The following is a 19,768-nucleotide window of genomic DNA, read 5'->3' as shown; positions in this document are numbered from 1 at the left end:
ACTGACCACGAGCCGCGTCACGGCTCTGCTACCGTGAGTCTCGGACGAGCCGCCATATGCCGGGAGGTGTCCGGTGAGCACGAGCCCAGCCGAAACCGCATCAGGCACAGCCCGCCGCAACAGCCCACGCCGCACACGCACGGCACGGCACACCGTTCGCCTGCGCGCGGCACTGATCGCAGCGATAGTGACCGCAGCCGGTCTCAGCATGGCGCCGCCGGCGTCGGCAGCAGCTCGAGACGCCACCTACACCCGCATCGCCGGCACTGATCGCTACGACACCGCGGCCCAGGTTGCCGAGGCGTACCGCACCGAACGCGGCGCCGGCGTCGACACCGTCGTCTTGGTCTCCGGCGCCGACGAAGACTTCGGCTACGCATTGGTGGCACCGGCGCTGGCACGCCGGCACTCAGCGCCCATGCTGCTGACCGAGCCAGACCGTCTGACCCGCTCGGCCGAGCGCTTCATCGAACGACGCGATATCGACACCGTCTACATCATCGGCGGTGAAGAGGTCGTCTCGGCTGAAGTCGAAGTCGACGTCGAGCGGCTGGGCGCGACGGTGCGGCGCGTCGCTGGCGCCGATGTGCACACCACCGCTGCGGCCGTAGCGCAACGTGTCGGCCATCAGCCCGGTAAGCCCGGTACCTACGGCTCCGAAGGCCGCACCGTGCTGTTGGCTACCTCTGACAGCTTCGCCGACGGTCTCGCAGCCGGGCCGCTGGCCTACCGCGGCGAGCATCCCGTGTTGTTGACGCCCAGCGACAACCTGCATCCGGCCGCGCTGGAGTTCATGCGTGCCAGCGACACTGCGCACGCGGTGATCCTGGGCGGCACCGTAGCCATCAGCAGCAGTGTGGATCGAGAGCTGCGAAGCAACGACATCAGCACTGAGCGGCTCGCAGGCTCGGACCGGTTCGCCACAGCGGCGGCCATCGCCCGCGAACTGCAAGAGACCAACTCGCCTCAGACGTGCTTCGGCGGCGCCGAGGTGGGACTGGCCAACGGCTGGCGTCCGCCTGACGCGTTGGTCAGCGCCCCGCTGCTGGGCGAACGATGCGCGCCGCTGCTGATCACCGACCCGGCGGGGCTGAGCAGCGCCACTGAGGATCTGCTGGCCGCAGACGGCTACTTCACCGGTGACAACACCGGCCGATTGCGTATCACGGTGTTCGGCGGCACTGCGGCGATCTCGAGCACCGCGCTCAGCCAAGCCGACACCGCTGCGACGCTGACGCCCATCACGGCCCGCATCGATGCCGTCGAAGGTCGCTGCCAGATTGTCATCACCTTCAGCGAGCCGGTGCGGCGTACCGATGCAGTGGCCATCGGCAACTACCGGCACGGAGGCAGGCGCCTCGGCGCGAGCTTCGGCGCCGTCGATGCTGGCGTTGACGTGAACACGAACCGAGCCGTCATCACGCTGGCTGGTGCAACGTCGTCGGAGAAGGGGGCTGAACCGCTCGGCTGCACGACCCCGCTCAAGCGCACCGAACGCTTCGAGATCATCGCGAACGCCATCTTCGCGCCGGACGGCAAGCGGGTGGTTCGCGGCGAAAACCAGCGCGTCAGCTCAGACCGTGCGCGCCCGAGGATCACCTTCACGCTGATCGAAACCGCCGGTAAGTTCTACGTAGATGTCAGCGAATCGGTGAGCGACAACCCGGGCGACGACGACCAAGGCATCAGTCCGGAGGTCGTTTATGTGCGCACCGGCGAAGACGACATGAAGCTCCCACTCAACTTCGGAACAGGCGTGACGCGTGTGACCCTCAACGCACCGCATGCGGGCGGTGTCAAGCCAGGCGATTCGGTTCGGATCGCGGCGGGCGTCCTGGTGGACTTGGCGGGCAACACCAACACCGCAGCCACGCAGCGGGCCATCCGGGACAACAGAGCGCCTCGCCTCTCCCGTGTGGAAGTCAGCCAGCCGGCGGCGCGTGTGGCGGCATCTGTCTCATTTGACGGACGCGACGGCGGCGGCCGAGTGACGGACGCGCTCACCATCCGCGGCAAGCTCTCCGGTGCAGCCGCAGGCGCTGCAGGCAACGACTGGACCGTCGACGTGGAACTCGATGCGCGGGCAGATGCCCGGCAGCGCACCACGGTCGACGTGAGCACCCAACGTAAGCACATCGACATCGTCGCTTCGCAGCAGCGGTCCTTGGCTAGCGTCGCCGACGACCTCAACACGAACAGCTCGTTCCGTCTACTGTTCACTGCGACTGCGTCGTCGTTGGCGCGCAGCGGCGGTGCCACGTTCAGCGCAGGTGCGAGCGCAGTGCGGCTGAGCGACGGCACCAGCTCCGTGGACATGGTGGTGAGCTGGTCGGAAGCGGTGTGGCACTGCGATGAGACCGACGGTGTCAAAGCCGACAGACTCGGCGTGGACGCCGATGCCGACAACAGGTCAGAGTTCTACCTCGACGGCCATCTCGCACGGGCCGCGGGCGTGAGCTTCGTTCTGGCCACCGACGGCGGCCGCCAGTTCAGCAGCAACGGCGCCATCTGCGACACGACGCCTGGGGCGAAGCCGGGCACGCTGGTGGCTTCTATCCAGTCGTCGTCGGCAGCAGCGCTGCCGTCGCTTGACTCGTGGCTGCACGACACCGGCGGCGCAGCCACCGACCTCGTCGGCAATCAGTCGACGAGGCGTCGCTTCGCCGGTTTCAGCTCGCTGCGATGAAGCGTTGAGATGAACTGCGGAAAGCGGCCCCGCGACCCCCGTTTCGGCGGATGCGCAGGCTTCCGCAGCCTGCGGCGCTGGCGACCGTGGCGCTGCGCAGCGATGAGTGCACTGGCGATCGCCAGCGTGCTGACCGTCGTCGGCAGCGGGTCTGTCGCAGACGCGGCCGCACCGCTGGTCAGCGTGCAGCGGCACGCTGGCGCTACCCGCTACGACACTGCCGCGGCTGTAGCGCAGCGCTACGTCTCTTTCCGTCAATCCCAGAACCCGCCGGTGCAGGTCGACACCGTCGTGCTCACCTCTGGCGAGGAAGCCCATTTCGGCTACGCCTTGGCAGCGCCGCCGCTGGCGCGTCAGCTCGACGCGCCGCTGCTCATCACTGCCCCGTCGGAGCTGTCTGGCGCGGCGGCTCGGTTCTTGCGCAACAACAGCATCGACCGCGTAGTGATCATCGGCGGACCAGACGTGGTGTCGTCGAGCGTCGAAGAGCAGCTGCGCGCAGACGGCTACGACGCGGATCGCATCAGCGGCGGCGATGCCTATGCCACTGCGGTGTCGGTTGCGGAGGAGGTCGGGCGCACCGGCGGCAGTCCCGGTGTCTACGGTCGGCGGGGCCGCACTGTGCTGCTGGCAACCGGCGAGAACTTCGCAGACGCGCTCGCCCTCGGGCCGCTGGCCTACGAAGGACGGCACCCGGTGTTGCTGACGCCGCGCGGGGAGCTGCACGCAGACGTCGCTGGCTTCCTGCGCAGTGCTGGCGTGAGCCACGTCATTGTCGCGGGCGGGACCGCAGCCGTCAGCCGCGGCGTGCAGGACGCCGTCGAGCGCCTTCGTATCAGCGTGCAGCGGCTGGCGGGCAACGATCGCTTCGAGACCGCCGCGGTGATCGCTCGCGAGCTGCTGGACTCCGGCAATGCGTCGAGCTGCTTCGACGGCAGCAGCGTCGGGCTGGCCTACGGCTACCGATCGCCGGATGCCATCGTCAGCGGACCGCTGCTGGGCGTGCGCTGCGCCCCGCTGCTGCTGACCGACATCGACCGGCTCGACGCCGAGACCCGCCGCTTCCTCAGCCATGTCGACTACCTCGGCGGCGGCGACGACGGGCGGCTGCGGATGATGGTGTTCGGTGGCGCAGCGGCCGTCTCAGCCGACACCGCTGCCGAGGCGCAAGCGGCAGCCACGCTGGAGACGGTCCGGGCACGGCTGAGTGGCCTCGAGGGCCGGTGCAGCTTCGAGGTCACCTTCGACGAGCCGGTGCTCACCTCGCAGGCCAAGAACGTGCTTGCCTACCGGGTAGGCGGCTCTACGCCGGCCGATGCCACCGTTCAGGCCGGCACCGAAGAGGTCACCCGCCGCGCCGTTGTGCTACTCCGAGGTTCACGCACCGGCGGCGGTTCCGTTCCGACCGGCTGCGTCGACCCGCTGGAGGCCGGTACCGACATCGCCGTCGCCGGCGGCATCATCCGAGCTGCCGACGGCAAACGAGTTGTGGCACGGGCATCTGCAAGGGTCGCCGACGACAACCGTGCCCCGCGCTTGACGATCACGGCTTTCGTCGGCGGGACGAAGGTGTGGGTGGACACTGACGAGCCGGTGTTGCTGCGCAGCCTCGGCTTGCAGCTCAGGCGGGACCTCGCTGGCACCGCAAACGATCTCGACCAGGAAGTCGCGCTGCGGCACTCCGGGATCGATGCAGGTCTCGAGGCCGATGTGCCGACCGTATTCGGCCGACTACGACTTGAAGACACCATCACCGTGAGAGCCGGTGCGGTCCGCGACCTCGCCGACAACCCAAACGCCGTGCAGACTGTCAGGCCCGGCACCGACACCTCTGCGCCTCGCATTGCACGAGTGCTGGTGACCTTGCCCACGCCGGTCGATGCCGCCCGCGTCACCATCGACGCGGATGACCGGGGCAGCATCATCCGTGACGCAGTCGAAATCACGTCCAAGGCGAACGGCGACGCGGCCGGCGCCCGTGGCAACAAGTGGACGATGAAGGTGGAGATCCGGAGCGGCTGGGCCGCGGACCAAGTCTCTGTGGTGTCGGTTTCGCCGTCGTCGTCGAACCCGACGATGGTGCTGCGAGCTTCGGACAAGCGGACCCTGCGGCTCGTTGTCGCCGACCTGAACCAGGACAGTAGCTTTGCGTCGCGGTTCAACGCTGAGGTCGCCTCTGCTGTCCGTGGTGACACAGCGACGTTGCGCGGCGACTCGGGACCGGACCGGTTCGCGGACGGCACCAGCATCAACCGGATGCGAGTGGAATGGAACGAAGCGGTCATCGGCTGCGGCGAGACCGGCGGCGTCAGCCTCGGCAACCTGGCGGTCGATCGCGATCGCGACGACCGCGCCGACTTCCGGCTCGACGGCACGGTGTTCGACCGCAATGTTGAATTCGTGAACGTGCCTGACCAGAGCAACATCAACACCTTGGGGGCCGCAGCATGCGACACCTCCCCCGGGGCTCGCGTGGGCACGCTCGTCGCCTGGCTGCGCTCGGCGGACTACGACGCGCTGCCGTCGACGCGTTCGCAGCTGATCGTTGGTGCCGGCGCTGCGCAGGACCGCGCCGGCAACCGTGCAGCCGCCCAGACCTTCCGAGGTTTCACCAGCGGCTGACCGGCGTCGGCTGATCTTGGAACGACATGTGCGGGCTGCCAACAGGCGCGCGCACCCGCTGCGTAGTCTCGTCGCCGTGACGAGTCTCTTCGGCAGTTGCAGGCTGCCGCGCTCTTGCCGAGGCCGTCCCACTGGCCGAACTGCTGCTGCGGTGATGCTGTCGTGTGTCTTGGCCGCCGGCGCGTTGGCAGCCGCGGCAGCCGGAATGGCCGGTCCTGTGGGGGCAGCCGGCGCATCGGAGCTGTCGGTGCTACGCGGCGGGCCGGTGCCGCCTGCGCAATGGCCTTCGGGGAAGCTGGCGGCACCGTTGTTGGAGGGCTGGCCGAATGCACTGCGCATCTGGGGACCGGACCGCTACCAGACGTCGCTGGCCTCCTCGCTGGTGCTGCGCGGCAGCGGCAGCTTCCCCTTCGATTCGCCCGATCGCGGCGGCGGTGCTGACACGCTGGCAGCCGCAGATCACTGGTGGGGCTTGGGTGTGTGCCCGAAATCGGTCACGATCGTCGCCGGGGACTCGCAAGCAGACGCGCTCGCGGCGGCCGCGTTGACCGACCCCAGCGGCGGCTCCAGCGAGCCGTATCTGATGCGCGTTGCCGCGGCGGATCCGCTGTTCGACCCGCCGGGCGGATTTGCCCGCGTGGACACACACGGCGCTCCGGTGCTGCTCACCGACTCGGCGCGCAGCGGTGCTCGCAAGCTGGCGGTGCCAGTGCGGCTGGCCGTGGCGGACCTGCGCTCGGGTGGCTGCAACACCGCGCGTCAGGCGATCATCGTCGGCGGCCCTGCGGCTGTGCCCGCAGAGGTCGAGGCCGAACTGGTGTCGGTCGGCATCGCCGAGGTGTTCCGTGTGGCGGGCGAGAACCGCTACGGAACCGCGGCCGCTGTGGCCCATGCGCTGGGCACCGCGCCGGTGCCCGACGGCGCATCGACATGCGCGTCTGCCCGAGGTGCCGACGTCACAGATGGCGCTGGCGATGGCGACGATGGAGACGGCGTGGCCGGCGTGGGCCAAGGCGCCCGGCGCCCGCCCACGCTCGCCTTCTGGGCGAACTCTGTCGTGGAATGGCGCGCCAGCCCCACTGAGTGCCGGCTGCTCGGTCGGACCGTCGTGCTCACCGACGGGATCGAGGGCATCGACGCGCTCGCTGCAGGGTGGTGGACCAGCTACTGGCAGGTGCCGGTGCTGCTGGGTGACGGCAGCCGCCGCTTGCCTGACGAGACCGTTGCGGCGATGACGCTGCTCGACATCGACCACATCATCGTTGTTGGTGGTCCGGCACGTCTGCCCGAAGAAGTTGTCGATGCCGCAGCCAAGCTGACCGGAGCTGAGGTCCTGCGAGTGTGGGGTTCGAATCGCTACACCACGAGTGTCGAGATGGCCAAGCACCTCGGTGGTTGGTGGCCCGGAGTCGATCCTGCCGAGGCCGAGCCTGGTGGCGGCGGTCTCGAATCGGCGGTCGTGTGCGTGGCGGCATCCGGCGGCACACATCGCTCGCTGGGCTGGCCGGATGCGCTCGGGGCGGGCGCTTGGTGCGGTACTGCTGCCGCTGCCGGCGCAGCACCGCCGCCGCGGATGCTGGGCGCAGCGTCGGTGAGCAGACCGCCGTCGGTGCGGGCTGCAGACATCCAAGCGGCAGATGTCACGGTGCCCGGCGCTGGTGCGGGCCGCAGCAGCACCGCCGCCAGCCGTTCAAGCGGGGCAGCCCGCGTCGCAGTTCCGCTGATACTGGTGCCCGGCGGCGCTGATGAGCTCACCCCATCGGTTGCGCACTACTTGGAGCAGATGTTCGCGGCACCGGCCGAGTGCGTGGACGCAGCGGGCACCGGAGCGGCCGGTGCGGACAGCGACGCCATCGCTTATGCGATTGCGCTCGATGCCGGCGTCTGCCCCGCACCAGGGTTCGCAGTGGCCTTCGGCGGCCCTGATGCGATCACTCCTGCCGTGCTCGGGCAGATGTCGTCGATCTTGAGCGGAGGGTTGACCCCGGCGGCGGTGCCTGAGATCGGTTTGGCGGGCGCCGAGACGCCTGATCCGCATTCGCCGTTCGGCATCTCGTCTGTCCGCGGCGTGCCGCTGGGCGTCGGCGCCTTCGTCACGACCTTGGCGATGACGCCGGTGTTCCACGACGGTTTGGACGTGCCCGCGTCCGGTTCGCCGGGAGGCGTCGTGTCGGGGCGTTCCACGTCGACCGGCTCTGCGGGGCGTGGAGGTGTCGGAGGCTCGACAGGGCCGGTCTCCAGCACGGCGGGCGATGCGGTCACCGTCTGTTTGCCACGCGGCAGCTATCCCGGCACCCGCTGGCTGAGCTTCGACTCGACCCGACCCGGCACGTTGGTGAGCCATTCGCTGGGCCATGTGGATCTCAGCGGCATCGACTGGTATCGCCGCGATCACGACGGAACGTCCCGATCGAGCGGCGAAGGTGCGCCGGGATGTGTTGAGGTGCGCTGGCCGGCAGACCGCCCGCTGCTGCTGCGCGCTGTGGACCCGCTGGGCCGGTCGTCGCCGACGTTGCTCGTGACTGCCGATGTGGGCCGTCGTTTCGGTGTGAGTGCACCGCTGAGGGCACGCAACCCGCAGACGGCCGGCCGGCGCGACGATGTGCATGGGGTGACGGGAGTGACGCAGTGGGTGTTCACTGGGCAGGCGACGTCATCGACGGCTGAGATTGCCGACGTGACCGAGCCCATCGTGATGTCGCACATTCAGATCGACCTGCGCCGCCGCGCCGGCGACGACGGAGCGCCGAGCACGACGACATTCCGGGCGGAGTGGTTCATTCGCACCCCCGAGGGTCGGGCGAGCGGGACCGCCGAGGGCGAAGCGGTACTGCGCGGCAACACGTGGCATCTGCGCGGTGCCAGCGTGCTGAACGGGGGCAACTGGGCGTCGTCGGTGCTGGGGTCGCCCGCCGCCGCGCTGCCAGAGGCGCGGGCACCCGCCCGCCCGCTGCCTGCGGGGGCTGCAGTGACGCCGCTGCGGGTTGGCACCTCCGGCGGATACGGCGCCGGCGGCTTCAGCGCCGAGATAGCGCTCAATGGCCACCGAAGCAGCGACGACACCATCTCTTGGCAACCCGAGGCATTCATCAACACCGTCGCAGACTGACATCCGCCCGCCGTACCGCACGTGTAGTGCGCCGCAACTGGCTGGGTACGGCAATGCGGGTGGGCTATGGTGGGGTCTGCCTTGCTGCCCGGCTGATGCGGCGGCCTTTCGGGAACCAGACGAGCGCATAACTGCGCCGCGACCTGCAGTGAGGCTCAATGTCAGCTTCTTTGGAATCGACCGCCGCAATGGACCCAGCGCCAGACCCGCACACGCCTGCTGAACAGGTCGGTGGCCCTGCAGAGCCGCACGCTGCTGCTGGGCTGGCTGCTGGTGCTGTGCTGGCTGCTGGCGCAGCCGCCGTGCCCGCCGCTGGGCCTGCTGGTGCTGCAGCCGTGCCCGCTGCTGAGTCGTCGGCTGAGAGCACCATGCGGTCGCGGCGCGAGGAGCGTGCGCCGGTGTCGGCGGGTGTGCTGATCTCGGTGGTCGGCGGGCTGCTGGCGGCGCTGCTGAGCGCCATGTTCTCGATGATGATGTGGCAGTTCTCCGCGCTCAACGACCGCATCGATGGCTTGGAGACCGAGTTTCGGACTGAGATCGCGACGCTTCGAGCGGAGATGCAGGAGGATTTCCGTGAGGTACACGTGATCTTGCGGGATCACACCGAGCGACTCGCGCGCATCGAGGCTGTGTCCGCATTGCAAACGCAGTAGCTGCACAGTTCGCTGATCTATCGCTGGCCGAGCGATTGGTGCCTCAGTAGCGGTTCAGCTGGTGTTCAAGCTCGCCATATCGGCCACGGTGCTGCAGTGGGCTGGTGCTGCAGTGCGTTAGGGTGGTGTTTGCCTTGCTGCCCGGCTGATGCGGCGGCCTGACGGGAACTACACGAGCGCATAACTGCGCCGCGACCTGCAGCGAGGCCCAATGTCAGCTTCTTTGGAATCGACCGCCGCGATGGACCCAGCGCCCGACCCGCACACGGCTGCAGAGCCGCACCTAGGTGCTGTCCCGCACGCGGCTGCTGAGCCGGCGAGCGGTGCGTCTTCGGCTGCGGGTGGACCGGCCGGGGGATCTGCAGCTGCCGTGCCAATGTCGCGGCGCTCCCGGCGCGGCCAGCGTGCGCCGGTGTCGGCGGGTGTGCTGATCTCGGTGGTCGGCGGGCTGCTGGCGGCGCTGCTGAGCGCCATGTTCTCGATGATGATGTGGCAGTTCTCCGCGCTCAACGACCGCATCGATGGCCTCGAGATCGAGTTGCGCTCCGAAATCGCTGCGCTGCGGACGGAACTGCGCTCCGAAATCGCGTTGCTGCGGGCCGAGATGTACTCCGAGATCGCGGCGCTGCGGGCCGAGATGTACTCCGAGATCGCGGCGCTGCGGGAGGAGTTGCGCTCTGAGATAGCGGCGCTGCGGGAGGAGCTGCGCTTTGAGATTGCCAGTGTGCGCTCTGAGATCGCGGTGCTGCGGGAGGAAATGCAGGAGGGCTTCCGTGAGGTACACGGGATTCTGCGGGATCACACTGAGCGACTTGTTCGTTTGGAAGCTGCTGCCTGACTGGAATCTCGCTGCAGCCGCGTCGTAGCATTGCCGCATCGGCGAGCGCCGGGGTGCACATCTCGGCCTCGGCACCAAACGCCTCCGTTGCAGAGACGAAGAGCGACTGTTAACAGCAGCAGAATCGCGGAAAGCAGCAGTGCGAAGGCCCCATGGTGCATCACGACTTGGACCACGACCTACTTGCCCACACCATGACGGCTGACACACCGCCCCAACGCAGCGGCGTGAGGCGGTCAGCAATGCGTGCTCGGCGCCGCTGGCGCAGGCCCGCAGCTGCTGTTGTCGGCTGCGCGCTGGCAGCTTCGGCGCTGGTTGGCCTGCGACCTGTGGCGGCCCAGACATCGAGCGTCGCAGTGCATCGGGTGAGCGGCGACAGCGTGTTCGAGCTGGCCGCCAACGTCGCCGGCAGCAGTTGCAACGCCAGAACCGGATCGCACAGCGTGGCCATCGCCTCGGGCGAGAACTGGCCCGACGCGTTGGCCGGCGCAGCGCTCGACCGACCATTGCTGCTGACCCAGCAGGATGCGCTGCCGGCGGTTGCCCGGAGGTACCTCGAGCCGTGCGCATCGCAGGACAATGCGAAAGCGATCATCCTGGGCGGCCCCGCTGCGGTATCGGAGGATGTGGTCGAGGAGTTGCGTTCCTTGGGCTACCGAGTGGACCGATTCGCCGGCGAGGATCGCTACGCGACGGCCCGCCGGATAGCACAGACTTTCGCCCCACAACAGATCGACACCGTCTATCTGGCTTCCGGCGCCAACTTCGCTGATGCGGTCGCGGCTGCGCCCAGCGTTACCCGCGAGACGCCGCTCGTGCTCACCACGCCCGACAAGTTGCACGTACAAGCCCGCCGCTTCCTCACCGATGCCGACCGGAACGTGTCGTCGGTCACGATCCTCGGGGGCACGGCGGCAGTCTCGGCAGCAGTCGAGGCCGAGATACGTGAGCTGGGCATCACCGTTCGTCGCATTGCCGGCGCCGACCGCTACGAGACAGCAGCGCTGATCGCCCGCCGCGCCATCAGCGACGCGGACTGCCATCCCGTCGTCGATGTGGCAGTGGCCAGCGGGACGATGCCGTTCGGCGGGCTGGCCGCGGGAGCGGTCCGCGGTCCGTGCGAGCCGCTGCTGCTGGTGCCCGCGTCCAGCGAGGCTGTCCCCAAGGCGCTGGCCGAGTTCGGGCGGGACTGGCTGGCGACCATCGGAAGCCGTGCCGACATCGCGACGGTGACCGGCATCGGCTCGGCATCGGTCGTGGCTGCCGCTGCCCTTGCCGCGGTGGCCAACAGCACGGCTACGGGTACGGCGCCGAGCACTTCCCAACGCACGGAGCAGCCTGCGGGCAGCGGCAGCGCTGAAGGCGAGGTGCCTGACTGGGAAGCCGTGGCACGATCGGTCGTGAGGATACGGTGCGTCGACGGGTTCGTCGGAACCGCCGGGTCCGGCTTCGTGGTAGGCGACGGCCGCCGAATCGTGACCAACCATCATGTGGTGGTCAGCGACAGCGGATTTTCGTGCGGTCGGATCCACGTGTACACGGGCGGCACATTCGAGCGGGCGCCACAGCGGGTGCAGTCAGCCGAACTCGTGCGGGTCTCGCAGCGTCATGACCTTGCGCTGCTCACGCTCGGCCCGGACGCTGATCCGCTGCCGACGGCAATCCTCTCGGATCGGCCGCTGCGGGCGGGCGAGCGGCTCACGGCGCTCGGCTACCCCGAAATCGGCGGCGACACCATGACGCTCACCGCGGGCCGCTACTCGGGCACGCTTGAGCGGGACGGCATCACACGGATCAAGACCGACACGCCGCTTGCGCCGGGTAACAGCGGTGGACCGGTGCTCAACGATCGCCGCGAAGTCATCGGCGTCAGCACGACGCTGCATCTGGCGCTCGGCGGCAGCGAGGTCGTCACAGTCGGAACCTTGGGACTCTTGGCGACCAGCGCGAGCGTCTTGGCGCTGCTCTCCGGCGACATCGGCTAGCAGCCCCCATAGCAGCGCACAGTCAGCGCTGCCGAGCACTGCGCCCAGAGTGCTGTCCGCGAGAGCCACAGCAGCACGCGTGAAGTGAGCACGCGTGAAGTGAGTGTCCTGGCTGGGGCCTAGGTCGGGATCAGCTCGGCGTGCCGAGGGTGCAGGGCTGCGAGGCCGCGATCGAGGGTCGCGAGACGGCCGTTGCGGTGACGCGCCAGCGCGGCCAAGTACGCATCGGTCACCTGCCGGTGGCCGATCACCCCTGCGAGCACCGTTGAGTCGAAGCCGATCTCGTCGGCCCAGAAGGCATGCTGAGGCAACGACTGAACCTGCTGAAGCGCACCGGGCGCGTTGCGCGCGCTGACGCCTTCCCGCACGAGGAACCTCAGCAAGGCCCCTTGGGTGATCGGACATGTGGCCAGCTGGCCGGTGTGGCTGTCGAACCACGCTCGTGAGCGGCGGTGATGCACGTGGTCCTGCACGGTCAGCGCAATCAGGAGGTTGCTGTCGGCGAGCGCTGCGCTCATCGGCCCTTGCCTGCTCGTCGTCTGCTTGTCGTCTACTCGTCATCGAGCGATCGCACGTCCTCAGACGTGACGCTCCGGCCGATGCAGATGGTGGGCAGGCCGCCGGCCCGCGAGCTAGTCGGCGAGGGCAGTGTCGAGTTCTCGACGGGGTCCAGCCCGAGCCGGATCAATTCGGTGACGACTTGGCTCAGCGATTTGCGCTGCTGATGCGCCAGCTCGCGTGCGACAGCGTGCAGATCGGGCGGCAGGTCGATCGTCGTCCTCATGCAGGCAAGTCTAACGCATCAAAGCACCAGTACATCAATACACCACTATATCACCGCATCAGTACTTCAGCTCATCACACGCAGTCCCGGAGCTTGACGCCCCGTCTGCGCGTGTGTGTTCTAGAGTCCGTGGCGGAATCTCGGGCTGCTGCGACCGCCGGTCGTGGGCAACCTGTCGGAGGGAGACGAGTGGCGACGATGCTTGACTGCTGGCGCGCCGACGCGTCGGCTGAGTCGCTGGAAGGCGCGCAGGCCGCGTTGTTGGATCTGCTGTGCGCCAAGGGACTGACCGAGCTTGACGAACCGGTGCGGCTGGCCTCGGGCAACTGGTCCCGGTACTTCATCGACGGCAAGGCAGCGTTGGGTGCCGGGAACGACCTGCGCTCGGCGGCCATGGCGATTGCTGAGCGGGTACGAGCCGCGGGCATCGAATTCGATGCTGCGGGCGGCCTGACCTTGGGTGCCGACGCGCTGTGTGCTGCGGTCGCGGTGGTGAGCGGCGCGGGCTGGTTCATCGTGCGCAAGGAGGCGAAGGGCCGCGGCACGAACCGCCTCATCGAGGGTACGCGCATCGGGCAAGGCAGCCGGGTGTTGTTGATCGACGATGTGGTGACCACCGGCGGTTCGATCCTGCGGGCCTATGAGACGGTGCAGGAAACCGGGGCGGAGGTTGTGGCTGCGGTCACGCTGGCAGACCGCGGCGGCGACGCTCGCCAGAGCTTCGCCGACCTCGGCGTGCCGTACTTTCCGATGGCCACCTACCGCGATCTCGGCATCCCCGCCGTCGGCACCGAGGCCGCCGCTGAGGCTGCGGTTGACTGCGCTGCGCGCTGATCTAGCTGGCCGCAGAACATGCCAGGCATGCCAAGAAAATGCTGGCAGACTGAGCGTCGGCTCAAGTTAGTGTCATTCCATGACAGACGAACATATGACTGACCAACATACGACTGACGAACATACGACTGACCAAGCCGGCGCCCACGACGCTCTGCGCGACTACCTCGGCGTGATGTTCGCGCAGGTGGCGGAGAACTTCGGCGAGATGCACAAGCAGTTCGACGAGGTGCTCAAGCAGTTCGGCGAGATGCACGAGCAGTTCGACGAGATGCACAAGCAGTTCGGCGAGATGCTCAGACGGCTCGACCAGATCGAACGGCGGCTCGACCGGGTCGAACAGCGTCTCGACCGGGTCGAATGGCGGCTGGACCGGGTCGAACAGCGTCTGGACGTTGTGGAGACCAAGGTCGACCGCATCATGCGGGAGAACAGCGCACTGATCGACGCGGTCGCAGACATCAACCGCAGGCTCAACCCCGAGTCCACCTGAACAGCCGGCACTGGGCAGCCTGCACCGGGCTGCTGCCGCGACACGTAGGTGTACAAACAGAACCAGCCCCAACGCGACACCACAGGTGCAGGAGTGTTGCGGTACCCTCGTCCGAGACGGGAGCGACGGCGCTCTCGCTGTGCCCACGTGTGACTGACCGGTGTGTGACTGTCATGGCCCTGCGTCTTGATGATCGAGATCTCGTCCTCGCCTACCAAGCCGGTGACGAAGGAGCGTTCGTCGAACTGGTGCGCGAGTACCGACCGCAGCTGCTCAGCCATGCGCGCCGCCGGCTGAATTGCCCAGAGGCGGCCGAGGATGCCGTGCAAGAAGCGCTGGTACGTGCGCTGCGAGCCATGCCGCGCTTCAACGGCAACTACCTCGTGGGGCCGTGGCTGCACCGCATCTTGTCCAACGTCTGCAACGACGAAGGCAACCGTCGCAAGCGTGACTCCGACAAGACCGAGCGGTTCGCGTCGAACGACCAAGCGCTGAACCCGCCGTTCACCGTCGAGGACGAACTCGGTCTGGACTTTGACGATGCGGCGCTGGCCGAGGCCGTCGGCAATCTCTCCGAGCCGTATCGCGAAGCACTCATGCTGCGCTTCGTCGAGGAGCTCAGCTACGAGGAAGTCGCTGCGGCTGCAGGCATCTCGGAAGTCAACGCCCGTGCGCGGGTGTCGCGGGCTCGCAGCGCAGTTCGCGCCGCTCTGAAGCTGGCGGCCGTGGCACCGGTGGCGCTGGTGAGCCTGTTGCGGCGCGGTGAGCGGGCTGCAGCTGCGATGACCAGCCATGCTTCGCCCGGCACTGCACGAGCGGCGCTGCACTCGACCATGCCGATGCTCGCCGAAACCGCCCCGATGGCGTCGCGTGCTGTCGCTGCGACGGCGAATGCCGCGACGGTGGGCGTGCCGGTCGTTGCCAAGGCGGCCGTCGGCTTGGGGCTGGCGACAGCGGTCATCGCTCCGACGGTCGACTCGCCGATGCACAAGGCGGCCGACCGGGTGCTGCCTGACACGGTCATGGATGTGCTGGCGCCGCTGACGCTGGAGTTGCCGTCCCCGGATGCGCCCGTGGTGGTCCCCCTCGACGCGCTGGCTGTCGGTGCGGCTGGTGCTGGTGTGCCCGGCGACGCTCCAGCTGATGGCAGTGTTGTTCCCGTCGCTGCTCAAGCGTCGCCAGACAAGGCCGCAGCGCTCGTGGCGTCAGGATCTGCGTCAGGACCCGACGTTGATGCGGAGGCCGCTGGCACCGCGTCGCAGACTGCTGCGCAGGCGAGTGACGCTCCGTCTGCTCCGCAGGAGACCGAAGCGACAGCCGGCGACACCGAGTTGTCGGGCGGGCAGGCTGGCGAGCAGGGCGACACGACGGTCCAAACGGAGATTGTCGTCAACCCCCTGTCTTCGTCGCCGGCAACCGGCAGCGTGCAAGACAGCGTCCAGGGTGCCCGAGATGCTCAGGGTGCCCGAGACGCCCAAGAAGTCCAAGACGTCAAGTTGACGTTCACGCCTGCGGGCGCGGCCCGTTACGACGTGTCCGGTGCGCTGTCGCTGAAGGTCACCACGATCACCTCGACAACCGTCGATGGTGTCGAGTCCACCGAGACCGTGACCTCGACGGAGACGGTCGCCGTCATCCCGCCCAGCAGCGCATCGCTGCAAGCGGCTGAGCCCGCGGTTGACCCAGCTGCTGATGCGGATGCCGAGCCCGCCGCCGAGCGTCGTTTCAGCGCTCTGCTGGTGTTCGCCCCAGGCGACGACGGCGCGTCGGCCGAACTGCGCTTGGCCGCTCGGGGCACCGCGAACGAGGACGGCACGCTGGAGATGACTGGTTACTTCACGGCCGCCGGGACGGCATCCCTGCCGCTGGCCGAGCGCGGAGATCTGTCAGGCACACTTGTCCTTGACGCCGACGGCATGCCGGCCTCGCTGTCGATGGTGCTCACCAAGTAGCGCAAAACCCCAGCGCAGCATCCCAGCGCTGGCTCTGCTGATCTGGGTCGGCTGCGTTGGCTCAGGCGTTCTTGATGAGCAGGCCGCCGTCGACCGGCAGCACCGCACCAGTCATGTACTGGCTGGCGGGCAGACAGAAATTGAGCGTGCCGTGAGCCACTTCCTCCGGTTCGCCGTAACGACCCAGCGCCGTGCGTCGCTTGGCGAAGATCGTCTTGTGCTCTTCGGTGATCTCTGCGGTCATGGCGGTGCGGATCGGGCCGGGGCAGATGCAGTTCACCGTGATTCCTTCACGGCCCAACTCGACTGCCAAGGACTTGGTGAGGCCGATGACGCCGTGCTTGGCGGCGGTGTAGGGCGAGCCGAACTTGGTGGCACCCCACCCTTCTGTGGATGCAATGTTCACGATGCGTGCCGCGTCCGACTGGCGCAGGTACGCCAGCGCCGCCCGCACCGTGTAGGTGTGCGCCGTGAGCAGCACTTCGAGCGAGATGGCCCAGCTGTCTTCGTAGCTGTCGCTGTCGATCGGCGAGAACCGCGAGATGCCCGCGTTGTTGATCAGATGGTCGATGCCTCCGAAGCGCTCGGCGACCTCGTTCGTGACCTGGCTGACCCGGTGGCGGTTGGCGACGTCCATGGTCCAGCCTGCTGCAGAGCCGCCGGCATCGACGATCTCGCCTACCACGGCGTCCACTTCGGCTTGGCCGAGGTCGGTCACCGCAACGTGCGCCCCTTCGTCGGCGAACAGATGCGCCGTAGCCCGTCCCTGCCCGACGCCGGCACCGGTGATCAGCGCGACCCGGCCTTGGATCGAGCGGCTCAACGCCGAGAGTCGTGTCGTTGTCCCCATGATCGTCGCCTCCGTTGTTGTCGTCCCGTAGGTCACCTCGCCCGGGCTATGTCGCCCAAGCGGTGCCGCCGTCGACTTTCAGCACCGACCCCGTCGTGTAGCTCGATGCTTCCGATGCAAAGTACAGCGCGGCGCCGACCACTTCGTCGGCCTCGCCGCCTCGCTGCAGAGCGATCTCGTTGGCAGCCCGCTCGTTGAAGACCTCCATGTCCCACGCCGTGGAGATGTCCGTCAGGAACGGTCCTGGCATGATGCAGTTCACCCGCACGCGGGGTGCGTACTCCCGCGCGAACGACTGGGTGATCGCATGCACGCCTGCCTTGGCCGCCCCATAGGCAGTCTCGTTGGGTGTGGGTGCCACTGCGGCCACCGAGCTGACGTTGATGATGGCGCCGCCGCCCGCTTCGTACATCCGCTTGCCGAACACCGCTGAGGCCCGAAACGGGCCCTTCAGGTTCACGTCGATCACCTTGTCGAACAGGGCTTCGGACACGTCGTGGAGCGACGGGTACAGCGGCGACAGGCCGGCATTGTTGACCAGCACTTCGCAGTGTCCGAACTCGGAGTAGACGCGCTCGCACAGTCGGTCGTTCTGCTCCCAGTAGCCCACGTGGCACTCCACCGCCAAGGCCTGCTGCCCGGTGGCGTCTCGCACCTCGGCGGCCAGCGCCTCGCAGTTGTCGAGCTTGCGCGAGGCGATGACCACGTCGGCGCCGGCGTGAGCGAACGCCAGCACCATCTCGCGGCCGAGTCCACGCGAGCCGCCGGTGACCACAGCCACCCGACCCGACAGGTCGAACAATTCCGAGACTGGCCTTGCTGATTTCTCTGACACGGTGCTCCCTGACTTGTCGGACACTGACTTCCCTGTTGCAGAGTCTTCCGGTGCCCTGCCAGATCAACAGGGCCAGATGAGCGGTTCTCGGTCAGCGGTTCCAAGTCAGCGGCGCCAGCTGTTCCAGCTCATCACCGAGTCGAGGTCGGTGCGGGTGGCCGGCTTGAAGTCCGTGCCCTTGGTGTAAGCCACCGGGCTCAGCGCATACTGCCGCACGGTGTCGTAGGGAATGCCCAAGACGTCTGCTGCTTCGCGTTCGTAGCCGAGGTGCAGTGTGGTCCAACAGGTGCCTAGGCCTCGCTCGCGGGCGGCCAGCATGAAGCTCCAGGCGGCGGGGATGATCGAGCCGGCCTGGCCGACCATCATCCGCGGTTCGTCGGTGCGGCCGGTGATGCACGGGATGAACAGCACCGGACTGCGTCCCATGTGCTGCGAGAGGTACTCCGCCGACGAGGTCACCCGTGCCTGCTGAGCGTCGCGCTCGGCGCTCAGGCCCGATGCCACTCGGCCCGCGTACATGGGGCTGTTGCGGTACGCGTCGAAGCCCTGCTTGTACAGCGCGCCGATGGCCTCGATCTTGTCGCGTTCGGTGACGAACACGAAATGCCAGCCCTGCATGTTGGAGCCCGTAGGTGCCTGCACGGCGGCTTCGACGCACTCCCGCAGCACCGATTCCGGAACCGGGCGGTCGAAATCGAGCCGCTTGCGCACCGCCCGCGTGGTCGCCAGCACCTCGTCTGCCGACAGGCCCAGCTTTACGGCACCCGGTGCTGTTGCGCTTGGTGCGGTGCTGTCTGTCTCGTTGCCGTCTGCTTCGGTGCTGTCTGCCTTCAGTGTGTCTGTTTCGCTCATGGTTCTCGAGCGTAACCGGTGCCTGTGACACGTTTCCGGGACACGGTTCCGCGACACGCTTCCGAGGCCTCGCTGCCGCTGACCGAGCTTCGAAGCGCCATCAGCACTGTCGCTCGGTTGATGGTCACTGAGTTCTGCGCTTGAGTCTCCGCTGTGGATCCGTTGGGCGGCCGCTCCCACATCGACGCTTTCGTTGGCAGCAGTCGGCAATCATGCAGTCGGCGATCATTGGGAGCGCTGCGCTGGCGCAGGCTCGCAGGCGGACGCCGGGCGCTGTCGCAGTTGCCGCTCGCTGTTTCCGTTGGTCCTGCCGCAGGGTGCTACCTCAAGAACTTGCTGGTGGTGTTGTCGGCCAGCACGCGGCCGTCGGTCTGGCATCCGGCGCAGTAGTTGACCGAGTAGCTGTTGTAGGTGACGGCCCGGACCGCTTTGCTGCAGACCGGGCACGGCTGGCCGGTGCGACCATGCACCGCCGAGGGTCGCTCGGCCGACCGGCTCATCTCCGACCGTCCTCGTTCGAAGGCCAGCGATTCCTCCACGACGGTGCCGATGGCCGCCACCACTGCAGCGATGCTCTCGGCGTCGAGGCGACCGACCGGGGCGAATGGGGACAGTCGCGCTCGGTGGCATATCTCGTTGGCGAGCCGTCGTCCGAGACCGGAGATGACGCGCTGGTCTCGCAGGAAGTTGTGCAGGCGCGTCGAGCGGACCGCCATGAGCTCGGACATGGCGGACGTGTCGAGGGCGGTGGCCTCGGGGCCGAGCCCCGCCAGCGGAGCTGACCGGTGAAGGTCGCCGGGGAGCACCCAGACACCTGCCCGCTTCTGCGTGCCCGGCTCGGTCAGGACGAGCCCCAGTCCGCTGTCGAACTCGAAGCGGACCAGGCCGTCGCGGGGTCGTCGTGGGCGCTTGGCCGTCGGCGCCAACACTCGCAGCCGCCCGCCCTGCATGAGATGAACCACGAACGTCAGGCCGGCCTTGGCGGCGCCGCCGGTCGTGCCGGCCCTGCTGGCAGGCGTTGTTTCGACGGTTGGCTCGAGTTCGGGTGCGAACTCGGGCACGAACCGCAGCAGCAGGAACTTTGCTCGTTGCGTGACGCTGCGCAGCGACCATCCCACAGCGTCGCTCGGAGGCGGGCTGGCGGTCTTGAACGCCGTGAACGACAACGGTTCGATGCGCCGAAGCACGTCGCCGGCAGCGAGCGATTCGAGCCGTTCTGCGTGTGCTTTGATTTCGGGGATCTCCGGCACGGGCTGCCCCGTTTGGTCGGTGAGT

At 68.0% G+C, this 19,768-nt stretch carries 15 protein-coding genes; 9 read left to right on the top strand and 6 right to left on the bottom strand.

Going from position 1 to position 19,768, the window contains the following annotated elements; genetic code table 11:
* Nucleotides 1-187 precede the first annotated feature (187 nt).
* The 6 genes from ACOGI4_RS02310 (at nucleotide 188) to ACOGI4_RS02285 (ending at nucleotide 11,893) form a co-directional block, all read left to right on the top strand.
* The gene (locus ACOGI4_RS02310) at nucleotides 188-2,686 is read left to right on the top strand and encodes a cell wall-binding repeat-containing protein (RefSeq protein ID WP_419842345.1); all 2,499 of its coding nucleotides are present in this window, start codon (nucleotides 188-190) and stop codon (nucleotides 2,684-2,686) included.
* A 102-nt stretch (nucleotides 2,687-2,788) separates the two neighbouring features.
* Nucleotides 2,789-5,308: a cell wall-binding repeat-containing protein gene (locus ACOGI4_RS02305; RefSeq protein WP_419842344.1), complete on the top strand. Its 2,520-nt coding sequence runs from the start codon at nucleotides 2,789-2,791 to the stop codon at nucleotides 5,306-5,308.
* A gap of 205 nt (nucleotides 5,309-5,513) precedes the next feature.
* Nucleotides 5,514-8,417: a cell wall-binding repeat-containing protein gene (locus ACOGI4_RS02300; RefSeq protein ID WP_419842343.1), complete on the top strand. Its 2,904-nt coding sequence runs from the start codon at nucleotides 5,514-5,516 to the stop codon at nucleotides 8,415-8,417.
* 188 nt (nucleotides 8,418-8,605) lie between these two features.
* Nucleotides 8,606-9,070, top strand: coding sequence for a hypothetical protein (locus ACOGI4_RS02295; RefSeq protein ID WP_419842342.1), 465 nt, complete (start codon nucleotides 8,606-8,608; stop codon nucleotides 9,068-9,070).
* A gap of 412 nt (nucleotides 9,071-9,482) precedes the next feature.
* Complete coding sequence (locus tag ACOGI4_RS02290) at nucleotides 9,483-9,908, top strand: hypothetical protein (protein ID WP_419842341.1); 426 nt, start codon at nucleotides 9,483-9,485, stop codon at nucleotides 9,906-9,908.
* Nucleotides 9,909-10,273: 365 nt separating this feature from the next.
* Nucleotides 10,274-11,893: a cell wall-binding repeat-containing protein gene (locus tag ACOGI4_RS02285; protein WP_419842340.1), complete on the top strand. Its 1,620-nt coding sequence runs from the start codon at nucleotides 10,274-10,276 to the stop codon at nucleotides 11,891-11,893.
* 119 nt (nucleotides 11,894-12,012) lie between these two features.
* Here ACOGI4_RS02285 and ACOGI4_RS02280 read toward each other — a convergent pair whose 3' ends face one another.
* Together ACOGI4_RS02280 and ACOGI4_RS02275 are read right to left on the bottom strand one after the other, a co-directional pair.
* Nucleotides 12,013-12,411: a TA system VapC family ribonuclease toxin gene (locus ACOGI4_RS02280; protein WP_419842339.1), complete on the bottom strand. Its 399-nt coding sequence runs from the start codon at nucleotides 12,409-12,411 to the stop codon at nucleotides 12,013-12,015.
* A gap of 32 nt (nucleotides 12,412-12,443) precedes the next feature.
* Nucleotides 12,444-12,677 carry an antitoxin gene (locus ACOGI4_RS02275; protein ID WP_419842338.1) on the bottom strand — a complete coding sequence of 78 codons (234 nt, stop codon included), beginning with the start codon at nucleotides 12,675-12,677 and terminating at the stop codon, nucleotides 12,444-12,446.
* Between the two features lie 198 nt (nucleotides 12,678-12,875).
* Here ACOGI4_RS02275 and ACOGI4_RS02270 point away from each other — a divergent pair, with 198 nt between their 5' ends.
* From ACOGI4_RS02270 to ACOGI4_RS02260, 3 genes are all read left to right on the top strand, one after another.
* Nucleotides 12,876-13,511 carry an orotate phosphoribosyltransferase gene (locus tag ACOGI4_RS02270; protein WP_419843067.1) on the top strand — a complete coding sequence of 212 codons (636 nt, stop codon included), beginning with the start codon at nucleotides 12,876-12,878 and terminating at the stop codon, nucleotides 13,509-13,511.
* A 79-nt stretch (nucleotides 13,512-13,590) separates the two neighbouring features.
* Complete coding sequence (locus ACOGI4_RS02265) at nucleotides 13,591-14,004, top strand: hypothetical protein (protein WP_419842337.1); 414 nt, start codon at nucleotides 13,591-13,593, stop codon at nucleotides 14,002-14,004.
* Between the two features lie 173 nt (nucleotides 14,005-14,177).
* Nucleotides 14,178-15,956 (top strand): sigma-70 family RNA polymerase sigma factor, encoded by a 1,779-nt coding sequence (locus ACOGI4_RS02260; protein ID WP_419843066.1) that lies wholly within the window; start codon nucleotides 14,178-14,180, stop codon nucleotides 15,954-15,956.
* A 61-nt stretch (nucleotides 15,957-16,017) separates the two neighbouring features.
* On the opposite strand, the gene ACOGI4_RS02255 is transcribed toward ACOGI4_RS02260, so the two are convergent.
* From ACOGI4_RS02255 to ACOGI4_RS02240, 4 genes are all read right to left on the bottom strand, one after another.
* A complete protein-coding gene (locus ACOGI4_RS02255) occupies nucleotides 16,018-16,806 on the bottom strand; it encodes an SDR family NAD(P)-dependent oxidoreductase (protein ID WP_419843065.1) in 789 nt (262 codons plus the stop codon).
* Nucleotides 16,807-16,852: 46 nt separating this feature from the next.
* Nucleotides 16,853-17,641 (bottom strand): SDR family NAD(P)-dependent oxidoreductase, encoded by a 789-nt coding sequence (locus ACOGI4_RS02250; RefSeq protein WP_419842336.1) that lies wholly within the window; start codon nucleotides 17,639-17,641, stop codon nucleotides 16,853-16,855.
* Between the two features lie 105 nt (nucleotides 17,642-17,746).
* Nucleotides 17,747-18,493: a nitroreductase family protein gene (locus ACOGI4_RS02245; protein WP_419842335.1), complete on the bottom strand. Its 747-nt coding sequence runs from the start codon at nucleotides 18,491-18,493 to the stop codon at nucleotides 17,747-17,749.
* A gap of 320 nt (nucleotides 18,494-18,813) precedes the next feature.
* Nucleotides 18,814-19,743, bottom strand: a complete 930-nt coding sequence (locus ACOGI4_RS02240; protein ID WP_419842334.1) for a DNA-formamidopyrimidine glycosylase family protein — start codon at nucleotides 19,741-19,743, stop codon at nucleotides 18,814-18,816.
* Nucleotides 19,744-19,768: the final 25 nt, after the last annotated feature.

Origin of the sequence: Candidatus Poriferisodalis sp. (genome assembly GCF_965205175.1) — a bacterium.
Classification (GTDB): Bacteria; Actinomycetota; Acidimicrobiia; order Acidimicrobiales; family Poriferisodalaceae; genus Poriferisodalis.
The sequence above is the reverse complement of the archived record's forward strand: the minus strand, read 5'-3'. Positions and strand labels throughout refer to the sequence as shown.